Origin of the sequence: Micromonospora sp. WMMB482, from assembly GCF_019038635.1 — a bacterium.
GTDB lineage: Bacteria > Actinomycetota > Actinomycetes > Mycobacteriales > Micromonosporaceae > Micromonospora > Micromonospora marina.
On record NZ_JAHOPD010000020.1, the window covers coordinates 1,031,631 to 1,049,014 of the forward strand.

Consider the following 17,384-nt stretch of genomic DNA (forward strand, 5'->3'; position numbering starts at 1 on the left):
AGGGCCCCTTCTTAACAGACGTCTGTTAAGAAGGGGCCCTTCCTAACAAGTGGGAGCGCGCGCGGCAGTGCGCACTTGCACGTTCCCACGGACACCTCCACGCATCGGCGGATGCAGTTTTTCACACAGGGGTTCCCGCTTTAGCTACCGTTCAGTAACGTCCGCCCGAACAGCAGCGGCGACCGGTGCCGAATGTGTCGATTGCCGACATGGCGGTCCCGTCGCACCGGCGCCGACGATGGCAGCACCCCTGCCCGCGGTGTGCGGGTGCGGACAAACGGGAGGTCACCGTGCAGGACATCCTCGAAGCGATCATGGCGGCGGAGGGTTCGTCGCAGCCGGAGCGGGAGCTCGCCGGCCTCGCCGGCCTGCCCGTGCCGGAGAGCTACCGGGGCGTGGTGGTGCGTGCCGAGGACACCCGCATGTTCGACGGCATGGCCACCCGCGACAAGGACCCGCGCAAGGCGCTGCACGTGCAGGAGGTGCCCACCCCCGAGCTGGGTCCGGGTGAGGCGCTCGTCGCCGTGATGGCCAGCGCGATCAACTACAACACGGTGTGGACGAGCATCTTCGAGCCGCTGCCCACCTTCAAGTTCCTCCAGCGGTACGGCCGGCTCTCCGAGCTGACCCGCCGCCACGACCTGCCATACCACGTGGTCGGCTCGGACGCCGCCGGCGTGGTGCTGCGCACCGGACCCGGCGTGACCAAGTGGAAGGCCGGCGACGAGGTGGTCGCGCACTGCCTCTCGGTCGAGCTGGAGGACTCCGCCGGCCACGACGACACGATGCTCGACCCGCAGCAGCGGATCTGGGGCTTCGAGACCAACTTCGGCGGCCTGGCCGAGCTGGCGGTGGTCAAGGCCAACCAGCTGATGCCGAAGCCGCGCCACCTGAGCTGGGAGGAGGCGGCCAGCCCCGGGCTGGTCAACTCCACCGCGTACCGGCAGCTCGTCTCACACCACGGCGCGAACATGAAGCAGGGCGACGTGGTGCTGATCTGGGGCGCCTCCGGCGGCCTCGGCGGGTACGCGACCCAGATGGCGCTCAACGGCGGCGCGATCCCGGTCTGCGTGGTCTCCTCGCCGGAGAAGGCCGAGCTGTGCCGGAAGATGGGCGCCGAGCTGGTCATCGACCGCACCGCCGAGGGGTTCCGGTTCTGGTCCGACGAGCAGACCCAGGACCAGGACGAGTGGCGCCGCTTCGGTGAGCGCATCCGCGAGCTGACCGGCGGCGAGGACCCGGACATCGTCTTCGAGCACCCGGGCCGGGAGACGTTCGGCGCCAGCGTCTACGTCGCCAAGAAGGGCGGCACGATCGTCACCTGCGCCTCCACCAGCGGCTTCAACCACCAGTACGACAACCGCTACCTGTGGATGCACCTCAAGCGGATCGTCGGCAGCCACTTCGCCAACTACCACGAGGCGTGGCAGGCCAACCGGCTGGTCGCGCTGGGCAAGGTGCACCCGACCGTGTCGAAGACGTACGCGCTGGAGCAGACCGGCCAGGCCGCGTACGAGGTGCACCGCAACGCGCACCAGGGCAAGGTCGGCGTGCGGTGCCTCGCCCCCGCCGACGGGCTCGGCGTCCGGGACACCGAGATGCGTTCGCGCCACGAAAGCGCCATCAACCGGTTCCGCGGTCACTGACCGTACGGCCGCCCCGGATTGCCTTTCCGGTTGACCGGGGCGCCATTCGACCGGCGTACGCACAAAGGGCCGCGGGTGCCGACCCGCGGCCCTTTGTGCGCCGCCTTCCCTGCAGAAGCCCGACCCGCCCCACCCGCCCGGGAGCTGCCAAGATCGCCTATTGGTCCGGTCTCACCGGACGGCGCAGTTGACCATGTAAACAGGACGCGAAAGGTGCCCACCGCTCTTGCGAACCACCCTGGGGCGTCTGCCAGTATGTCCCAATGCCCCAGCAGCAGTCCTCCCCTCTTGCGTTCTTCGATAACGCGAACTCACAGCCCGATTTCACCGTTGGCCTGCGTGGTTACAACACCAACCAGGTCGACGACTTCATCGGCCGCCTCAGCGCCGCCCTGAGCCAGTCCGAGCAGGCCCGCGCCGAGGCCGAGCAGCGGATGAACGACGCGCAGCGCCGCCTGCGGCAGGCCGAGCAGCGCCAGAGCGCGCTGGAGCAGAAGCTCACCGAGACCAACAAGCAGCTCGAGGAGAACAGCCGGCCGACGCTCTCCGGCCTGGGCACTCGCGTCGAGCAGATCCTGCGGCTGGCCGAGGAGCAGGCCAACGACCACCGCAACGAGGCCAAGCGCGAGTCGGAGGGCATCCTCTCCGCCGCCCGCCTCGAGGCGCGTGAGATCACCGACAAGGCACGCGCCGAGGCCGCCGCCATGAAGGCGACCGCCGAGCGCGAGGCCGGCAGCGTCCGCACCGCCGCCGAGCGCGAGGCCGCCGAGGTCCGGGTGCAGGCCCGCCGCGAGGCCGACACGCTGCGCGCCGACGCCGACCGGGAGACCAAGCAGCTGCGTACGGTCACCGCGCACGAGGTGGCCGAGCTGAAGTCGACTGTCGAGCGCGAGGTCGCCACGCTGCGCGCCACCGCCGAGCGGGAGATCACCCAGCAGCGGGCCAAGGCCGCCCGGGAGGCCGAGGAGAAGCGGGCCGAGGCGACCAAGCTGCTCACCGATGCGCGCGACAAGCGCGACAAGGACCTCCAGGCCCTGGAACTCCAGCTCGCCGAGCGGCGGGAGAAGGCCGAGCGCGAGGAGTCGGAGCGGCACGCCGCCCAGGTCGCGCAGACCCAGAAGCTGGTCAACGAGGCCGAGCAGCGGGCCCGTGCCGCGCAGGAGCGCGCCAAGGAGATCGAGCAGCGGGCCGAGGCCCGCCGGGTCGAGTCCGAGCGCACCGCCAACGAGACCGTCGACAAGGCCAAGGCACTGGCCGACAAGACGCTCAACGAGGCGCGCACCGAGGCGCAGCGGGTGCTCAACGAGGCCCGTACCGAGGCCGAGCTGACCACGCAGGCGGCCCGCCGCGAGGTCGAGGACCTGACCCGCCAGAAGGACGCGGTCACCTCGCAGCTCGGGCAGATGCTGTCCGGTCTGGCCGGCATCGTGCCGGGCGTGCCGGCCGGCGGCAAGGCCGAGGCGCCGAAGGCCGACGCCTCCGGGCAGAAGGTGACGGCCGAGTCCGCCGGCTGACCGAAACACCCGCTGTCGGGGGCATGAGCCACGGCGCGGGGTGACACCGGGTCACCGGTGTCACCCCGCGCCGTCATGCTTGTGCGGCCCGTTTCGTCAGGAGGGTGAAGTAGGTCCCAGAAGGGGCGTCCGTATCGCCCCAGCAGAGCCGGATGCGTGTGAGGATGGGGGCATGTCGCACGGCGAGGAACTGTTCGCGCTCGGCGGGGACGTGACGACGGAGCCCAGCTTCGAGTCCGCCCTGCGGGGATACGAGAAACGGCAGGTCGACCGCTACGTCGCTCGCGCGGAGCACGAGATCGCGGCGTTGACCACCGAGCGGGAACAGGCGTACACCCAGATCCACAAGCTGGCCGGTCAGGTCGAGGTGCTCCAGCGCGACCTGGCCCAGGTGCGCAAGCAGGCGGCGGTGGTGGACCGGGCGTCGTTCCGGCACCTGGGTCCGCGTGTCGAGCAGATCCTCACCATGGCCGAGGAACAGGCCGACGAGATCCTGGCCGCCGCCAACGAGGAGATCGAGGCCCGCCGCGCCGCCGCCGAGCACATCGTCGAGGAGGCCCGGGAGCAGGCCAACCAGGCGCTCAAGGACTTCGAGATCGCGCTGGCCGCCCGCCGGGCCGAGGAGGAGCGGCACACCGCCGGCCGCAAGGCCGAGGCCGAGGCCACGCTCAAGGCCGCCAAGGACGAGTCGGCCAAGCTGCGCAAGGCCGCGCAGGACGAGTCGGCCAAGCTGCGGACGGCCGCCCAGGACGAGGCCGAGAAGCTGCGCCGGACCGCCCAGGACGCGCTGGCGAAGGCCCAGCAGGAGGCCACCCAGCTCCGCGACACCGCCAAGGAGATCCACGCCCGGGCCCAGCAGGAGGCCGCGCGGCTGCGCGAGGCCGCCAAGGAGACGCTGGCCAAGGCCCAGCAGGAGGCGAGCCAGCTCCGCGAGGCCGCCAAGGAGGTGCACGCCAAGGGCCAGCAGGAGGCCAAGCGGCTCACCGACGCCGCCGCCGAGGCCGGCCGGGCCACGCACGCCAAGGCGCTGGCCGAGGCCAAGAAGATCGTGGACGACGCGGAGGAGACCGCCAAGGCCACCCGCGGCCGGGCCCGCACCGAGGCCAACCGGCTCACCACCGAGGCCGCGGAGGCCGGCAAGCGCAACCGCGCCGAGGTCGAGGCGTACGTGCAGCGCATGCGCACCGAGACCGAGGCGTACGTGCAGCAGTCCCGCGCGCAGACGCAGCAGGAGCTGGGCGCGTGGCGGGCCGGGGTGGAGAAGGAGGTCGCCGAGCGGCGGGACGGCGCGGAGAAGGAGCTGGCCCAGCGCCGGGCCGCCGCCGAGCAGGAGTTCGCCAAGCGCCGCGACGAGCTGGACAAGCAGCACACCAGGCGGCAGGAGGAGCTGGAGCAGGCGTACACCACGCGGCGCGACGAGATCGAGCGCACCGCCGCCGGCATCCGGCAGGCCGCCGAGGCCGACGCGCTGAGCATGCGGCAGCAGGCCGAGCTGGAGGCCGCCGAGCTGCTGCGCCGCGCCGAGGCGGACGCCACCGCGCAGCGACGCAAGGCCGACGAGCACGTCGCGGCCTCGCGCCGCCAGTTCGAGGAGTACGCGGCCACGACCCAGCAGCACCTCGCCACCACGCAGCAGCACCTGGCCGCCACCCAGCAGGAGGTGGCGGCCGGCCGGCAGCAGCTCGCCGGAGTGATGCTGGAGATCGCCAAGGCCCAGCAGGAGCTGGCCGACCTGCGTACCGAGACCTGGAAGTCGCGGCAGGAGTCCGACGACCTGCAAGGCCGCCTCACCGACCTGCGGCGCGACGCCGACGCGGCGGGCATCGCGGCCACCCCTGTCGATCCGGACGACCTCGCCGCCGCCTCCACCGGCCGGTCCACGGCCGACAGCAAGCCGGCGGACGAGGGCACACCGGTCACCAGCGGCGCGGAGACCGTCGGCGACATCCCGGCCGGCGGCGGTGCGCCGGTGGCCGCGAAGGGCACCGCCACCGCGGTCCCGAACGGCGCCGGCCCGGCCACGGGTGACGGCGAGCCCGCCGACGCGGGCAGGGCGAAGCCGGTCGGCGAGCCGGTGACCACTATGGACTCTTCTGGCGGAGCGGGCGTCGACGGGGAGCCCACTGTGGCGGCCGTACCGGGCGAGGGCGGCCGGGGCGCCACCCCGACGAAGATCACCAGCACCGGTGAGAACGGCAAGCGCCCGACCAAGCCGACCACCGACGAGCGCAGCGCCAAGCCCAGCACGGTGACGGTCGACAAGGACTGATCCACCGCCGCGACGGATCCGGGGAGGTGGTGGCATCCGCCCCACCCGGACCACACCACCTCCCCGACCTGGCGGTCCCCAGCGCCACGTCGGCGAAGTGGCGGCATCCCACCCACCCGGACCACATCACCTCCCCGAACTGACGGGCGACCCGTGCCAGGGCGGCCCGGCGGGACGGCCCGGCGGGAGGTGGTGGTGGGATGGTCGGGGCGGACGGCGGCGACTACCCTGCGGGCAGAGGGCCGTGGACGGCACCGGCAGGTGTGAACGGCACGGCGGGCGGGGACGGCACCGGCGGGCGTGGACGGCACCGGCGGGCGAGCCGGGCAGCGGGGAGGCACGGGTGTCACAGGAGGGTTCCGCCGCCCGGGACGACGAAGCCGCGGACATGAACACCTCCGGCTTCCCCACCGGCGACGTGAAGCCCGCAGGCGACACCACGGGCACCGCGAGTGAGACCACGCGCACCGCGGAGCACACGCGGACCGGCACCGGCACGAGCAGCGGGCCGCCCGCCGACGTCGAGCCGGGCGAGTTCGAGCCGAGCGGCCGGTTCGGCGTGCCGGGCCGCCCGCTACGGCGCAGCGCCTTCCTGGTCGGGTTCACCGGCGCGCTCGGCGTGCTGCTCGCGTACGCGCTGTTCCTTGGCATCCGCAACGCCGCCGGCATCCTGGTGCTGGTGGTGATCGCGCTGTTCCTCGCGGTCGGCCTGCACCCGGCGGTGGTCCGGCTGCGCAGGTGGGGCCTGCCGCGCGGCCTGGCGGTCGCGGTCGTGACGCTCACCCTGCTGCTGCTGATCGTCGGCGGGCTGCTGGCGCTGGTGCCGCCGGTGGTGACCCAGTCCGGCCAGTTCGTCCAGCAGCTGCCCGGGTATGTCGAGGAGCTGCGCCGCAATCCCACTGTCAACGACCTCGTGGTCCGCTACGACGTGATGGAACGGGTCCAGGCGGCGGCGAACGCGGACACGATCGGGCGGGCGCTCGGCGGGGTGCTCGGTGGGGCACAGCTGGTCTTCGGGACGATCTTCCGCCTGCTCACCGTGCTGGTGCTGACGATCTACTTCCTGGCGTACTTCGACAAGCTGCGCGAACTCGGGTACGCGCTGGTGCCGCGCTCGCGCCGGCAGCGGGTCCGGCTGATCGGCGACGAGATCCTCACCCGGGTCGGCGCGTACATGGTCGGCGCGCTCGCCATCGCGGTGCTGGCCGGGGTGACCACGTTCGTGTTCGCGCTGGCGGTCGGCCTGCCGTACCCGTTCGCGCTCGCGGTGGTGGTCGCGGTGACCGACCTGATCCCGCAGATCGGCGCGACGCTGGGCGCGGTGGTGGTGACGCTCGTCGGGCTCGCCACGGACCTGCCGGTGGGCATCGCCTGCCTGGTGTTCTTCGTGCTCTACCAGCAGGTCGAGAACTACCTGATCTATCCGAAGATCATGCGCCGGGCGGTGTCGGTCAACGAGGTGGCGGCGTTGCTCGCCGCACTGCTCGGGGTGGCGCTGCTGGGCGTGGTGGGCGCGCTCATCGCGATCCCCACCGTGGCCGCGGTGCAGCTGATCCTGCGCGAGGTGGTGCTACCCCGCCAGGACGCCCGCTGAAGCGGCTACTCCGCGCGTCGCTGGGCCGGGCCGGGCACCGGGGTGTCGGCGAACGCGGCGACCGTGCGGTCGGCGTACGCGCTGACGTCGCCGGTCTCCATCGGGCCGTCCCAGGTGGTCGGCAGCGGCAGCGGTACGCCGGGGGCGACGCGCCGGACGATCTCGTCCAGCACCTTCTCCGCCTCGCCGACCCACAGGTGCTTGGCGCCGTCCACGCCCACCACCTCGGCCTGCGGCACGGCGGCGAACCGCTCCCGGGCCTCCTCCGGCCGCAGGTAGTCGTCGAACTCGGGCACCAGCGCGGTGAGCGGCTTGCCCGTCTCGGCCCAGACCGCCAGATCCTCCGGGGCGGAGTAGCGCAGCGGCGGGGAGAGCAGGATCGCGCCCGCCACCGCCGGGTCGCAGCCGTACTTCAGCGCCAGGTCGGTGCCGAACGACCACCCGACCAGCCAGATTTCCGGCAGCTCGTGGAACTCGGCGTACTCGATCGCGGCGGCCACGTCGAACTTCTCCCCGACCGCCCCGTCGAACGCCCCCTCGCTGGTGCCGCGGACGCTGCTGGTCCCCCGCGTGTTGAACCGGAGCACGGCCAGGCCGGCCAGCGCGGGCAGCCGCCAGGCCGCCTTGCGGAACACGTGGCTGTCCATCATCCCGCCGTGGGTGGGCAGCGGGTGCAGGCAGACGAGCGTGGCGGCCGGTTCGCGGTCCAGCGGCCGGGCCAGCTCTCCGACGAGCGTCAGCCCGTCGGCGGTGTGCAGCTCGATGTCCTCCCGGCGGCCGGGCAGGATCGACGACGCGCGAATCGGAGTGCTCACGCCTGCCAGTCTCCCGTGTCGGCGGCCCCGCCGCCCACTGGGACGGGAACCTGGTGATCCAGATCGCTCAGCCGTAGCGCGGGGCGCCCCGGCCGCGCTGGAGGTTGGGCCCGCGCCGGTCCCGGGCCCGCCAGCAGCCGGAGTGCCAGTGCCGGCGGTCGGTCAGGTCGCCCCGGTCGTCGGCCGGCCAGGCCACCAGGTGCGCCACGCCGGGGCGGATCTCCTGGTCACAGCCGGGACAGCGGTACGTCTTGACGGATGCGCCGCCGCTGATCGCGCGTATCTGCCAGTCGCCGTCGCGCCACTGCTGCACGGTCGGTACGCCGTGGCGGGCACGCTCGGCGTCCAGGCCGGGGCTTTCCTCCCGGCGGGCCCGGTTTCGACGGGGACTCACGATCCCAGCCTACGGCCCCTCCCCACCCCACCGCCGGTGCCCCGAACCCGAGCGATCTTGGTACGGATGCGCCCTTCCCGGGGCCGTTCCGTACCAAGATCTCGCTCGTGGTGGCCGATCAGGGCCAGGTCTGCGGACGGGTGAGGTCCTTCGCCACCTCCGCCCCGGCGAGCACTGTCGCCGCATCGGTCTCGGTGAAGTCCACCTGGCCCGCGGGCCGGTCGCCCGGGAAGGGCCAGGCGAAGTCGACCGTCAACCGCCCCTGGGGCAGGCCGAGCAGTTCCAGCCGGGTTCCGTCCGGATACAGGAAGCCCGGACGGCCCTCCAGGTCGCGGTTGCTGCCGCGGCCCGTGTCCCCCGCCGTATCCGGACCATGGATCAACCGCATCCACATGGTCGAGGACGGCGCCCGGAACACGGTGAGCTGAGCCGTGAGGCCCTTCGGGAAGGCGGCCGCGTCCACCGAGCATCCCGTCACCGCCGCGTTCGCCGGCAGCGTGGTCAGCCGCACCGGCCCGCCGCACCGCCGGGCCTCGTCCCACCGCACCGCGTCGACCGCCCGCTTCAGGGTGGCCTGGTCACTGCCGAGCATGGCTGCCCTGGCATAGAGGCCAGGCGCCGGTCGCCACCACGTGACCAGTCCGCCCGGTGCCTCGCCTACCCGCAGCGTCGACCCGTCGAAGGCGACCGCGCCCGGGACCGTGTCCTCGGAGAAGCCGAGGACCTGGGCGTCGTCTAGGGCCTGGGCCTGCGGGCTCACCTCGATCAGGACCGGCTGACCACCGCCGACGCTGAACCGGATCGACTCGACCCGGTTGGAGCTGTGGACGGACCAGCCCAGGTAGCGGGCCCGGCCGGTGTCCAGCCCCAGGTGCAGCGTCCGGGGGTCGGTACCCACCAGATCGGGACGCTGAAGCGCCCCGGGCGCCCCGTCGGCGAGCGGCGGCACCGGCGGTGGCGCCACCTCCGGCGTCGCGGCCGTCCAGGGCATCCGCCCGGCCAGCCCGCCCACGTCCGCACGTATCGCACCGGTGAGACCGAGCACGCCGACCAGGGCAAGTGCGGTCCCGGCGGTGGCTCTGCGGCGTACCTGCCGGCGCCGGCCGAGCGCACGGGAGCGGCGCAACAGGCGTCCGGTGTCGATCTCCCCTTCGGCGTGCTCCCGCAGCGCCGAGGTGATCCGCTGGTCGAGGTCGGTCACGGCCGGCTCCCCTTGGTCATCGGGACGCCGCAGCGCTCCCGGAGGTGGGCGAGCGCCCGCATCGCGTGGGTGCGGACGGTGACCGGGGAGCAGCCGAGGATCTGGGCGATCGTGGCGTCGTCCAGATCCTCGTAGTAGCGCAGCACCAGCACGGCGCGCTGGCGGTCCGGGAGGGCGCGGATCAGCCGCCACATCTCGTCCCGGTCGGCCGCCTCGCCACCGAGGTCGCCTCGCTCGGGCCGGTCCGCGAACGTGTCCACCGCCAGCTCGCGGCTGGACCGCCGCCGCCACCAGGACGTGTTCGCGTTGACGAGCATCCGGCGCACGTACACGTCGGGCCGGTCGACCCGGGCGATCTTCCGCCAGTGCACATACGCGCGCGCCAGCACGTCCTGGGTCAGGTCCTCGGCGCGGTGCGCGTCGCCGGTGAGCAGCCGGGCCAGCCGCAACAGCGCCGGGCCTCGGCTGCCGACGTACTCCTCGAAGGTCACACCCTCCAAGACGCCGTCATCGGCGCCGGGCGTTGACCGGGGTCAGCGCCGGGTGTGGTCGCGGAACCCGCGGCCGGACTTGCGGCCCAGGTAGCCGGCCGTGACCAGGTGCTCCAGCAACGGCGCCGGGGCGAAGCCGGGCTCGCGCAGCTCCAGGTACAGCTCCCGCTGGATGGCCAGCGAGACGTCCAGGCCGACCACGTCGAGCAGCTCGAACGGGCCCATCGGGTAGCCGCAGCCGAGCTTCATCGCGTAGTCGATGTCGTCGGCGGTCGAGTAGCTGGCCTCCAGCATCTTCACCGCGTCGTTCAGGTACGGGAACAGCAGCGCGTTGACGATGAAGCCGGACCGGTCGCCGCAGACCACTCCGGTCTTGCCGAGCTTCGCGCAGACCGCGCGGGCGGTGGCCGACGTCTCGGCGGAGGTACGGATGGTCTGCACGATCTCCACCAGCGGCATGATCGGCGCCGGGTTGAAGAAGTGCAGGCCGACCACGTCGGCGGGACGCTGGGTCGCCATCGCCACGTCGATCACCGGCAGCGACGAGGTGGTGGTGGCGAGCACGACGCCGGGCTTGCAGATCTCGTCGAGGCTGGCGAACAGCGCCTTCTTGACGCTCAGCTCCTCGATCACGGCCTCGACCACCAGGTCGACGTCGGCCAGGTGCTCAAGCGTCGCGGACCAGGTGATCCGGCCGAGGGCGTCGTCCCGGTCGGTCTCGCTGAGTTTGCCCCGTACCACGCCCTTGTTCAGCGAGGTCTTGACCGCCTCGCAGACCTTCGCGGACTTCTCCGCGCCCCGGGTCACCGAGACGACCTCGTACCCGGCCTTGGCGAACACCTCGATGATGCCGGTGGCCATGGTGCCGGAGCCGACCACGCCGACCTTCGCGATAGCGCGGGCGCCGTCGGCGAGCGCGGCGTCCGCGGCGAGTGGCGTGAACTCGTCGGGTACGACCTTCGGCGAGCCCGGCCGCTCGTAGGTGTAGAAGCCGCGACCGGACTTACGGCCCAGCAGACCGGCGGTGACCATCTGCTTGAGCAGCGGGGCCGGGGCGTGCCGCCGGTCCCGGCCGCCGCGCCGGTACATGGTGTCGAGGATCTCGTAGGCGGTGTCCAGGCCGATCAGGTCCATCAGCGCGAGCGGGCCCATCGGCAGGCCGCAGCCGAGCTTCATGGCGGCGTCGATGTCCTCGCGGGTGGCGTATCGGGCCTCGAACATGCCGACCGCGTGGTTCAGGTAGCCGAACAGCAGCGCGTTGGCGATGAAGCCGGCCCGGTCGCTGATCGTCACGTCGACCTTGCCGAGCCGCTCGCAGAGCGCCTCCACGTCGGCGACCACGTCGGCGGAGGTGACCACCGTGCGGACCACCTCGACCAGCTTCATCACCGGGGCCGGGTTGAAGAAGTGGATGCCGATGACCTGGTTTGGCCGGGTGGTGGCGACGGAGATCTCGGTGACGCTCAACGAGGACGTGTTGGTGGCGAGGATCGCCTCGGGCTTGCAGACCCGGTCCAGCTCGGCGAAGATCCGCTGCTTGAGGTCCAGGTGCTCGGGCACCGCCTCGATCACCAGGTCCACGTCGTGCAGCGCGTCCAGCCCGACCCGGAAGTCGACCCGCGCCATCAGGGCGTCCCGCTCGGCCTCGGCGAGCTTGCCCTTGGCCACGGCCCGGTCGGTGGAGCCGGTGAGCGTGGCCCGGCCGCGCTCCAGCGCAGCGTCGGAGATCTCGACAGCCGTGACGTCGAGGCCGTTGCGGGCGAACACCTCCACGATGCCGGCACCCATGGTGCCCAGACCCACCACGCCCACCCTGGTGAACTCCCGCGCCACGACCGGCCTCCCCTGGCTCGACTCCGCCGTCCGCGACATGAACGGCCGCTAAGGTTATGCGCCGGAGTCTGCCACGTGACGCTGTGTTGTCGAGACGCCGTGGGATATTTCACGCACCGCGCCTCACCCGGCGGCGTTCTCCCCGGCCAGCGCCAGCAGCTCGGCGACGAACTCCGCCGGCCGTTCCAGGTGCGGGCTGTGCCCGCAGCCGGGCAGCACCACCTCCCGGTACGTCCCGCCGGCCGCCGCGTACCGGTCCAGCACCGCGCGGGTCTGCCCCACCATCGGCTGCGGCGGGCACTGAGCCTCGCCGGGCCAGCCGGGCACCACACCGAGCTGACCGAGGTACGCCAGGTCGAACAGCGAGGTGTCCGAGACGATCACGTCGGCGTCGCCGCGTACCCAGGTCACCGGCGGCTTGAGCGGCACGGCGACCAGCTCGTCGGCGAGCCGGAAGTGGGCCGGGGCCAGCGCGTTGAGCACGCCGCGCCCCCCGGCGGCGGTCCCCGGCCAGTGGGCCGAGGCGACAGCCGTGCCCGGGTAGTTGTCGTCCCCGGTGGCGGTGGTCAGCATGCTCCCCAGCAGCAGGTCCTCGTCGTCGCCGAGCGCGGCGGGGTCGGCCACGTACGCGGCGCGCAGCACCGAGCGCGGGCTGGTCGGACCGTCCGCGCCCCGGTCACCGGCGGCGAGGCGGGCCACGAAGTCCGGGTTCGCACCTCCGGCGCCGGTGCCGGCGAAGTCGGGCGTGGTGGGGGTGCCGTCGAGATCCCGGGTGCCGCCGAAGCCGTACGGGGACACCGGCGCCTCCAGCAGCAGTCCCGCCACCCGATCCGGGTGGCCGACGAGAAGCCGCATCGCGACGCCACCGCCCAGCGAGTGCCCGGCCACCACCGGCCGGGCGCCGGACGGGAACAGCTCCGGGGCGTCCAGCAGCGCGGCCACGTCGTCGGCGAAGTCATCCAGCCCTCGGGTGGCGTCGACCGGCGCGGTGTCGGTCTCGCCGTACCCGCGCAGGTCGGGGGCGACCACCCGCAGCGTCTCCGGGAGCCGGGCCAGCAGCGGCTCCCAGAACGCGGAGGAGGAGACGTTGCCGTGCACCAGCAGCACCGGCACGCCGTCCGGTGGACCGGCCACGCGGACCGCCTGGGTGATGCCGTTGGCCTGGACCGTGAGCCGTTCGCTGCGCATCCGCGCATGCTGGCACGCGCCCCCGCCCCCGGTCCATGTACCCCACCGCCACAGCACCCCACCCGAACGTGGCCGCCCAGCCCGGCTCGCCATGGCCCGCACGCACCACCCCACCCACTCCTCACCGCGTCGATCATGAAGTTGGCGGCGACAAACCGGACGCAGAACGCCGCCAACTTCATGATCGACCGGGCCTGGGAGCGCCCATCCGGCCCCGCCCACCCTCCGCAGGCGCTTCGGCGGCGGTGATCAAGGATTTGCGTCATCGCGGGAGTCGTTTCCGTGCCCAAACTCCTTGATCACCGCGAATGGGCGGGGCCGGGGAGGGGGCGGCGGGGCCGGGGGCGGGGGCGGGGGCGGGGGGCGGGGGGCGGGGTCAGCGCGGGCGTGCGGGGTCAGCGGGTGCCGGAACCAGCGGCCCCGGGGCCCAGCGCGGCCTCGAAGCCCGGCGGGCGCCGACGGTGAGCAGCCGTGCGGGTCCAGCCGAGTGCCGTGCTCAGCGGCCCCGAGAACCCAGCGGATGCCCGAGGTCTAGCGGGCGTCGGCCGGCTGCGCCTCGCGCGCCTCGATCGGCTGGCGCGGCCCGGGAACCGGCAGCGGCAGGGTGGGCCGCTGGTCGCGGCGGAGCGCACCGAAGCTCATCCCGACCGGATCGGTCCGGGCCACACCCGGGTCGTAGAGGCGCAGGTCGGTACGGCCCAGCCGGACCACGTCGCCGTCGGCGATGGCCACGCTACCGGTGACCCGGGTGTCGTTGAGCCAGGTGCCGTTGGTCGAGCCGAGGTCGGTGAGCAGCACCCCCTCCGGGGTGGCCCGCACGGTGGCGTGCCGCCGGCTCAGGTGCGGGTCGGCGAGCACGATGTCGGCGGTCGGCGCCCGGCCGATCACCTGTGCCTCCTGGCCGACCCGGAACGTGAGCCCCCGCATCGCCCCGCCCGACACCGTCAGCAACGGCATCAGCTCAGGATGCTCCTCCATGGACAGTCGACCTCCACCCCACATCGCCCCGCGGCGTCAGCCTGCCACCTCACCGTAGTGGCTTGCACCCCCGCGCGGTCACCCCCGCGACCCCGGCCGGTCATCTCCCGTTCGCCGTTTCGGACGGCACTTCCGTCGATGCGACGGCTGATCGTCCGCGCAGCGTACGGCGCGTTCGACACCTACCGGCGAGTAATCCTCGGGTCTAGACTTCGGCCATGACCGCTGTACATGTGCCGGGCGCCCCGCTCATCTCCGAAGGTCTGCTGGTGTCGACCAGCCCGGCCACCGGCGCCGAGGCAGGCAGATTCCCGGTGGCCGCCGAGGCGGACGTGCGTGCCGCGGTCGACCGCGCCCGGGAGGCCGGCGACTGGTGGGCCGGGCTCGGTTTCGCCGACCGGCGGGACCGCCTCCAGCGCTGGCGCGGCGTGCTCGCCCGGCGGATCGAGGAACTGGCCGACCTGATGCACACCGAGGGCGGCAAGCCGGTCGGTGACGCGGTGGTGGAGATCCTCACCGCGCTGGAGCACATCGACTGGGCGGCCCGCAACGCCCGGCGGGTGCTCGGGCCGCGCCGGGTCCGCTCCCGTCTGATCCTCGCCGAGTTCACCGGTCACCTCGAATACCAGCCGTACGGCGTGGTCGGCGTGATCGGCCCGTGGAACTACCCGGTCTTCACGCCGATCGGCTCCGTCGCGTACGCGCTCGCCGCCGGCAACGCCGTGGTCTTCAAGCCGAGCGAGTACACCCCCGCGGTCGGTCAGTGGCTGGTCGACCGGTTCGCCGAGGTGGTGCCGGAGCAGCCGGTGTTCCAGGTGGTGCACGGCTTCGGCGCGGTCGGCGCGGCGCTGTGCCGCTCCGGGGTCGGCAAGGTCGCGTTCACCGGCTCGACCGCGACCGGGAAGCGGGTGATGGCCGCCTGCGCCGAGACGCTCACGCCGGTGCTGCTGGAGGCCGGCGGCAAGGACGCGATGATCGTGGACACCGACGCCGACCTGGACGCCGCGGCGGAGGCGTGCGTGTGGGGCGGGCTGACAAACGCCGGCCAGACGTGCATCGGCATCGAGCGGGTCTACGCGGTCGACCAGGTCTTCGACGCCTTCGTGGAGAAGGTGGTGGCGAAGGCCGGCCGGCTCACCGTCGGCGCCGACGGGTCCGACCTCGGCCCGATCACCATGCCGTCGCAGATCGATGTCATCCGCCGGCACATCGACGACGCGATCGACCGGGGCGGCCGGGCGGTGCTCGGCGGCCCGGAGGCGGTCCAGCCGCCCTACGTGCACCCGACGGTCCTGGTCGACGTGCCGGAGGACTCGGCCGCCGTGCAGGAGGAGACGTTCGGCCCGACGCTCGTGGTCAACCGCGTCCGCGACGTGGACGAGGCGGTCGAGCGGGCCAACGCGCTGCCGTACGGGCTCGGGGGTTCGGTCTTCGGCCGGGCGCGGGCGGTGGCGGTGGCGCGGCGGCTGCGCTCCGGGATGGCCTCGGTCAACTCGGCACTGACGTTCGCCGGCATGTCGACGCTGCCGTTCGGCGGCACCGGCGAGTCCGGCTTCGGCCGCATCCACGGCGAGGAGGGCCTGCGCGAGTTCGGCCGGCCCAAGTCGGTCACCCGCCGCCGGGCCCGGTCGCTGCTGCCGGCGATGACGTTCGAGCGCACCCCGGCCGACGTCGCCCGCATCGTCAAGATCGCCAAGCTGATGTACGGCCGGGGCCGCTGAGGCGGCGCCTCAGAACAGCGTCAGCTCGTCGCGCTCGATGCCGCGCAGCTTGTCGTAGTCGACCACCACGCAGCGGATGCCCCGGTCGGTGGCGAGCACCCGGGCCTGCGGCTTGATCTCCTGTGCCGCGAACACGCCGGTGACCGGCGCGAGCAGCGGATCGCGGTTCATCAGCTCCAGGTAGCGGGTGAGCTGCTCGACGCCGTCGATCTCGCCGCGCCGCTTCACCTCGACCGCCACCGCGCCGCCGACCGCGTCCCGGCAGAGCAGGTCGACCGGGCCGATCGCGGTCATGTACTCCCGCCGGACCAGTGTGAAGCCCTCCCCCAGCGTCCCCGGGTTCGCGGCGAGCAGCTCCTGGAGGTGCGCCTCGACGCCGTCCTTGCGCAGGCCCGGATCGACGCCCAGCTCGTACGAGGTGTCCTGGAAGATCTCCTCCAGGGTGATGCGCAGCTCCTCGCCGGCCTTGTTCACCACCCGCCAGACGCCGGGGGCCTCCTCCAGCCGACAGGGCGGGCTCATCCAGTTCAACGGCTTGTAGGCCCGGTCGTCGGCGTGGATCGACACCGACCCGTCCGCCTTCACCATGAGCAACCGGGTCGCCGGGGGCAGGTGGGCCGAGAGCCGTCCGACATAGTCCACCGAGCACTTCGCAATCACCAACCGCACCCGCCGAGGGTAGCCGAGGCCCCGGCGGACGCCGACGAGCGCCACTGGCGTACCGGTGCCATATTGAGATCGTGCTCGAAGTCCTCACCGGTTCCGGCCTGGCCGCCTCGGCGGGCCTGAACGCCTACATTCCGCTCCTCTTGATGGGCCTGCTGTCCCGCTACACCGACCTGGTCGAGCTGCCGAGCGGCTGGCAGTGGCTCGGCAACGGCTGGGTGGTGCTCATCCTCGCGGTCCTGCTCGCGGTCGAAATGGTGGCCGACAAGGTGCCGGTGGTCGACCACGTCAACGACGTGGTGCAGACGGTGGTGCGGCCGACCGCCGGCGGGCTCGCGTTCGGCGCGGGCGCCGGCTCCGAGACGGTCACCGTGAGCGACCCGGACACGTTCTTCTCCACGCACCAGTGGGTGCCGGTGGTGGTCGGTGTGCTCATCGCGCTCGGCGTGCACCTGCTCAAGGCCGCCGCCCGGCCGGTCATCAACGCGACCACGGCCGGGGTGGGCGCGCCGGTCGCCAGCACCGCCGAGGACGCGACGAGCGTGGTGATGTCGGTGGTGGCGCTGCTGCTGCCGGTGCTGGTCCTGGTGTTCCTGGTCGCCCTGGTGTTCTTCGTACCCTGGCTGTTCCGCCGCCGCCGGGAGCGGCGGCGGGAGCGCGCCGCCGCGCGCGCGGCGGGCTTCCGCGTCTGACCCGCACCGACTCTCGAAACCTCTAAAATCGGGGCAAGAAACCCAAGGAGGTACGGGAGATGACCGCGTCGTTGGAGATGCCCCGGGTCCAGGAGTGCGCCGTCAGGTCCTGCGCCTACAACCACACGAACGACTGCCACGCCTTCGCCATCACGATCGGCAGCAGCGACCACGCCCACTGCCACACGTTCGTGGAGATGCCGGTGCGCGGCGGCCTCGACCAGTTGGTCGCCCAGGTCGGCGCGTGCTCACGCGCCGACTGCCGGCACAACTCCGACCTGGAGTGTCGCGCTCCGGCCATCACCGTCGGCCCCGACATGGACATGGCCGACTGCATGACCTACGAGAGCCGCTGAGCCGCGCGCCAGCGGGTGTTAAGAAG

Annotated in this window: 15 protein-coding genes; 7 read left to right on the top strand and 8 right to left on the bottom strand. The window is 72.8% G+C overall.

Annotation, left to right across the window (positions count from 1 at the left end):
• The first annotated feature begins 290 nt into the window (after positions 1 to 290).
• From ccrA to KSK32_RS05710, 4 genes are all read left to right on the top strand, one after another.
• Positions 291 to 1,646: a crotonyl-CoA carboxylase/reductase gene (ccrA, locus tag KSK32_RS05695; protein ID WP_216929205.1), complete on the top strand. Its 1,356-nt coding sequence runs from the start codon at positions 291 to 293 to the stop codon at positions 1,644 to 1,646.
• 263 nt (positions 1,647 to 1,909) lie between these two features.
• Positions 1,910 to 3,160, top strand: a complete 1,251-nt coding sequence (locus tag KSK32_RS05700; RefSeq protein WP_216929206.1) for a DivIVA domain-containing protein — start codon at positions 1,910 to 1,912, stop codon at positions 3,158 to 3,160.
• Positions 3,161 to 3,332: 172 nt separating this feature from the next.
• Positions 3,333 to 5,429 (top strand): hypothetical protein, encoded by a 2,097-nt coding sequence (locus tag KSK32_RS05705; protein ID WP_216929208.1) that lies wholly within the window; start codon positions 3,333 to 3,335, stop codon positions 5,427 to 5,429.
• Positions 5,430 to 5,817: 388 nt separating this feature from the next.
• The gene (locus tag KSK32_RS05710; protein WP_254187552.1) at positions 5,818 to 7,023 is read left to right on the top strand and encodes an AI-2E family transporter; all 1,206 of its coding nucleotides are present in this window, start codon (positions 5,818 to 5,820) and stop codon (positions 7,021 to 7,023) included.
• Between the two features lie 5 nt (positions 7,024 to 7,028).
• On the opposite strand, the gene KSK32_RS05715 is transcribed toward KSK32_RS05710, so the two are convergent.
• From KSK32_RS05715 to KSK32_RS05745, 7 genes are all read right to left on the bottom strand, one after another.
• A complete protein-coding gene (locus KSK32_RS05715) occupies positions 7,029 to 7,838 on the bottom strand; it encodes an alpha/beta hydrolase (protein ID WP_216929217.1) in 810 nt (269 codons plus the stop codon).
• A gap of 67 nt (positions 7,839 to 7,905) precedes the next feature.
• Entirely contained in the window at positions 7,906 to 8,232 is a 327-nt protein-coding gene (locus KSK32_RS05720) for a hypothetical protein (RefSeq protein ID WP_216929219.1), read from the bottom strand.
• A gap of 118 nt (positions 8,233 to 8,350) precedes the next feature.
• The gene (locus KSK32_RS05725; RefSeq protein WP_216929220.1) at positions 8,351 to 9,433 is read right to left on the bottom strand and encodes a hypothetical protein; all 1,083 of its coding nucleotides are present in this window, start codon (positions 9,431 to 9,433) and stop codon (positions 8,351 to 8,353) included.
• The gene (locus KSK32_RS05730; protein WP_216935840.1) at positions 9,430 to 9,924 is read right to left on the bottom strand and encodes a SigE family RNA polymerase sigma factor; all 495 of its coding nucleotides are present in this window, start codon (positions 9,922 to 9,924) and stop codon (positions 9,430 to 9,432) included. The genes KSK32_RS05725 and KSK32_RS05730 overlap by 4 nt, the downstream gene beginning before the upstream one ends.
• 42 nt (positions 9,925 to 9,966) lie before the next feature.
• A complete protein-coding gene (locus KSK32_RS05735; protein WP_216929222.1) occupies positions 9,967 to 11,757 on the bottom strand; it encodes a 3-hydroxyacyl-CoA dehydrogenase family protein in 1,791 nt (596 codons plus the stop codon).
• A gap of 123 nt (positions 11,758 to 11,880) precedes the next feature.
• Positions 11,881 to 12,945 carry an alpha/beta hydrolase gene (locus KSK32_RS05740; protein WP_216929224.1) on the bottom strand — a complete coding sequence of 355 codons (1,065 nt, stop codon included), beginning with the start codon at positions 12,943 to 12,945 and terminating at the stop codon, positions 11,881 to 11,883.
• A gap of 531 nt (positions 12,946 to 13,476) precedes the next feature.
• The gene (locus tag KSK32_RS05745; protein ID WP_216929226.1) at positions 13,477 to 13,923 is read right to left on the bottom strand and encodes an FHA domain-containing protein; all 447 of its coding nucleotides are present in this window, start codon (positions 13,921 to 13,923) and stop codon (positions 13,477 to 13,479) included.
• A gap of 218 nt (positions 13,924 to 14,141) precedes the next feature.
• Between KSK32_RS05745 and KSK32_RS05750 the strand changes: the two genes are divergently transcribed.
• A complete protein-coding gene (locus tag KSK32_RS05750; protein WP_216929228.1) occupies positions 14,142 to 15,644 on the top strand; it encodes an aldehyde dehydrogenase family protein in 1,503 nt (500 codons plus the stop codon).
• A 9-nt stretch (positions 15,645 to 15,653) separates the two neighbouring features.
• Here KSK32_RS05750 and nucS read toward each other — a convergent pair whose 3' ends face one another.
• Positions 15,654 to 16,313 (bottom strand): endonuclease NucS, encoded by a 660-nt coding sequence (gene nucS, locus KSK32_RS05755; protein WP_216929230.1) that lies wholly within the window; start codon positions 16,311 to 16,313, stop codon positions 15,654 to 15,656.
• Between the two features lie 71 nt (positions 16,314 to 16,384).
• Between nucS and KSK32_RS05760 the strand changes: the two genes are divergently transcribed.
• Together KSK32_RS05760 and KSK32_RS05765 are read left to right on the top strand one after the other, a co-directional pair.
• Entirely contained in the window at positions 16,385 to 17,002 is a 618-nt protein-coding gene (locus KSK32_RS05760) for a DUF4126 domain-containing protein (protein ID WP_216929232.1), read from the top strand.
• A 59-nt stretch (positions 17,003 to 17,061) separates the two neighbouring features.
• Complete coding sequence (locus tag KSK32_RS05765; protein ID WP_216929234.1) at positions 17,062 to 17,358, top strand: DUF1540 domain-containing protein; 297 nt, start codon at positions 17,062 to 17,064, stop codon at positions 17,356 to 17,358.
• Positions 17,359 to 17,384: the final 26 nt, after the last annotated feature.

Coding starts and splice junctions, on each gene's coding strand:
- KSK32_RS05750 (WP_216929228.1), top strand. CDS start 14,142: ATGACCGCTGTACATGTGCCGGGCGCCCCGCTCATCTCCGAAGGTCTG.
- KSK32_RS05765 (WP_216929234.1), top strand. CDS start 17,062: ATGACCGCGTCGTTGGAGATGCCCCGGGTCCAGGAGTGCGCCGTCAGG.
- KSK32_RS05700 (WP_216929206.1), top strand. CDS start 1,910: ATGCCCCAGCAGCAGTCCTCCCCTCTTGCGTTCTTCGATAACGCGAAC.
- KSK32_RS05740 (WP_216929224.1), bottom strand. CDS start 12,945: ATGCGCAGCGAACGGCTCACGGTCCAGGCCAACGGCATCACCCAGGCG.
- KSK32_RS05705 (WP_216929208.1), top strand. CDS start 3,333: ATGTCGCACGGCGAGGAACTGTTCGCGCTCGGCGGGGACGTGACGACG.
- KSK32_RS05745 (WP_216929226.1), bottom strand. CDS start 13,923: ATGGAGGAGCATCCTGAGCTGATGCCGTTGCTGACGGTGTCGGGCGGG.
- KSK32_RS05710 (WP_254187552.1), top strand. CDS start 5,818: ATGAACACCTCCGGCTTCCCCACCGGCGACGTGAAGCCCGCAGGCGAC.